The organism is Tardiphaga sp., from assembly GCF_041424195.1.
In the GTDB taxonomy this organism is placed as follows: domain Bacteria; phylum Pseudomonadota; class Alphaproteobacteria; order Rhizobiales; family Xanthobacteraceae; genus Tardiphaga.
This window is the reverse complement of record NZ_JBGMOE010000226.1, coordinates 1-3077: the sequence shown is the minus strand read 5'-3', so window position 1 is coordinate 3077 and position 3077 is coordinate 1. Positions and strand designations below refer to the sequence as shown.

The 3077-nt window shown below is 61.8% G+C and carries 2 protein-coding genes and 1 pseudogene; all 3 read left to right on the top strand.

Features of this window, described 5'->3' with window-relative positions; all coding sequences use genetic code 11:
* On the top strand, positions 1–1184 hold a 1184-nt coding region (locus ACEK02_RS31490; protein ID WP_371425545.1), incomplete at its 5' end, for a tyrosine-type recombinase/integrase.
* Positions 1178–2092 (top strand): tyrosine-type recombinase/integrase, encoded by a 915-nt coding sequence (locus ACEK02_RS31485; protein WP_371425543.1) that lies wholly within the window; start codon positions 1178–1180, stop codon positions 2090–2092. The genes ACEK02_RS31490 and ACEK02_RS31485, both read left to right, overlap by 7 nt.
* Positions 2089–3077 (top strand): annotated as a pseudogene (locus ACEK02_RS31480) (tyrosine-type recombinase/integrase); the annotation flags it as partial. The gene ACEK02_RS31485 and the pseudogene ACEK02_RS31480, both read left to right, overlap by 4 nt.

Genomic DNA, 3077 nt, shown 5'->3' with positions numbered 1-3077 from the left:
ATCCGGTGCTACCGGCCGATCCGTGGCCCCTTTTATTCCCGGTGTTCTCACCGGGAGTGTCGCAAAGCTACAGATCGGAGGCCGAGCACTTTGCCGCGTGGCTCCGCATATCCAGGCGACGCTGGGATGGTGTCGACGACCAGATTATCGGCCAGTACGCGGTGCATGATTGTCGCTGTCCGGTCTGGCGCAAGCGAGGCAAGCTAGTCCCATCGGGGGCGAAGCGGCGGCGACGATGTGCTCGGCATTTCGTCGAGTTTTTGCGCCACAAGGGTGCCATCCCTTCGATTCAGCCAGTGACCGATGCTGACCCGCATATGTCGGCATACCTCGCCTGGCTTCTACAGCACCGCGGTGCCAGCGAAGAGACGATCCGCCGCTACAAGGCCGAGATCGCTCGACTCATGCCCGTGTTGGGCGAGCCGTCACAATGGGATGCGGCCGCTCTCAGGCGCGCGTTCGAACGACGAAGCAAGGAGACACCCGGATCTGCGTCACTTCTCGTCACGATCATGAGGAGCTTCATTCGGTTTCTGATCGTTCAAGGCGACTGTCAGCCAGCGCTGTTGCACGCGATCCCCTCGGTCCAGCGATACCGCCTTTCGGCGCTACCCCGCCACGTCGCCCCGGCAACGATCGAGAAGATCATCGCAGCTTGTCCGACTGGTCGTCCGGTCGAAGTCCGCGACAAGGCCATCATTCTCCTGCTCGCCAGACTTGGCCTGCGAGCCGGTGATATTCGGGATTTGCGCCTCGACGATATCGATTGGCGCTCCGGTCATCTGACGGTGAAGGGCAAGACACGGCGGCCAGACCGGCTGCCTTTGCCCCAAGATGTTGGCGACGCGATCCTGGACTACATTGCCACGGCCCGCCCGAAGGCCGTCGATCAACACGTGTTCTTGCGGTCGCAAGCCCCGTTCCGTTCGTTCCGCTCGCCCGCAGAGATTGCTGGGATCGTCGCACGCACGCGAGAGCGCGGCGGGATCGAGGGGGTGCCAACCGGGTCGCACATATTCCGGCATTCGCTTGCCACCAACTTGCTGCGCGCGGGCGCAGGCCTGGAGTCCGTCGGGACCATCCTGCGTCACAACTCGCCCGAGACCACTGCCATCTACGCCAAGGTCGATCTGCCGATGCTCATGAAGATCGCGCAACCCTGGCCGGGAGATTTGCCATGCTGAGCATCCACATTTCCAGATACGTAGCCCTTCACCGGAGCCTGGGGCGGAAGTTTGCCGAACAGGAGCGATTGCTACGCCTCTACGCGGCTTTCGCCGAAGCGGTCGGTGACCGATATACCAAGGTCGAGCGGATCTACGACTGGTGTCACACGTCGACATCGCAATATGTGGCCCAGACCCGGTTCAACACCGTTCGCAACTTCAGCCTGTTCGCTCAGGCCGAGGATTTGCAACACGAAGTTCCGCCTGCTGGCGTATTCGGTCGGGGCAAGAGACCACGGCCAACGCCGACGATAATTGAGGCACATCAGGTCCAGGCGATCATGACAGCGGCTTTGAACCTGCCGCCCCGGGGCACCATCAGCCCATTCACGTACCATTACCTGTTTGGACTACTGGCGGCGACAGGGCTCCGGATATCCGAGGCGCTGGCTCTGCAATGCACCGATCTGGTCGAGGATGGCCTGATCGTCCGCAATGGCAAGTTTGGCAAGCAGCGGCTCATTGCCTTGCAGCCATCGACCCGGCAGGCGCTCGAAGCCTATCTTGCCACCCGGGCAAGGCTCGGTGCCACCGGCAACGATCTCTTCGTGACGATCCGGGGACGAGCACCCCACAAGGTACGCGCCCATGTCGTGTTCGTGAGGTTGGCCCGGCAGCTCGGATATCGTGGACCAACCGGAACGGCCGGCATGCGGCTACACGATTTGCGGCATACTTTCGCCGTGCGCTCGCTGGAGTCGTGTTCGCCGGACAGGGAAGCTGTGGCGCATCACATGGCAGGGCTCAGCGTCTATCTGGGGCACGCCTCGATCGCTAACACCTATTGGTATCTCGAAGCCACTCCGGTGCTGCTGCGCGACATTGCGGCTTCGAGCGAACATCTTTTTCTGGGAGAAGCAGCATGACCGCCCTTGCTCCCCATCTCTCGGCATATCTGCGCGAACATCTTCCGCGAGAACGGGACGTCAGCCCGCACACGGTGAAGACCTATGCCAACTGCTTTGTCCTCCTGGTCAAGTTCGCCGCCGATCGATTGAAGCGTCGCCCGACGGATCTCGAGATCGAAGATTTCGGCACGGACATGATCATGGCCTTCCTGGACCATGTCGAGAACGGACGTGGCAGCTGCGTGCGCACGCGCAATGGCAGACTCGCCGCGATCCGATCCTTCTTCCGGTACATCGAGTATCGGCTTCCAGCCTGTCTGGACCAGGCCCTTCGCGTTCGAGCTATTCCGACCAAGAAGACCGACAAGGCGCTGATCGACTACCTCGATCGGGCCGAGATCAAGGCATTGCTTGATGCTCCTGATCCTCGGACACGCCTCGGCACCCGTGACCGCGCGATGCTGCATCTGACCTATGCCTGTGTCGGAACTGGTATCGCTGCAGTTGCGCGATTTCCCGGACCGCTCGCTGTCCACCGTGCACATCATGGGCAAGGGCCGCCGGGAACGAGTCTTGCCGCTATGGAAGGAGACACAGTTCGCATTGCGCGCCTGGCTGGCGATCCGCCCGCAAGTGCAGTCAACCCAGATATTCCTCAATGCGAACGGGCAGCAATTGACCCGCGATGGCTTCGCATTCCGCTTGGCCGAACACGTCAAGACTGCCGCAGCAAAGCAGCCATCGATCCATCGCAAGCGTGTCACGCCCCACGTGCTGCGTCATTCCTGTGCGATGCACACGCTCGCGGCGACCGGGGACATCCGCAAGGTCGCGCTGTGGCTGGGCCATGCGAGCATCCAAAGCACAGAGACCTATCTGCGGGCCGATCCCGAGGAGAAGTTTGCAAATCCTCGCGGCCCACGGCGCCCCAGCCATCAAGCCCGGGCACTTCAAGCCACCATCCGATGCCTTGATTACGATGCTCACCGACGTTCGGAGGCGG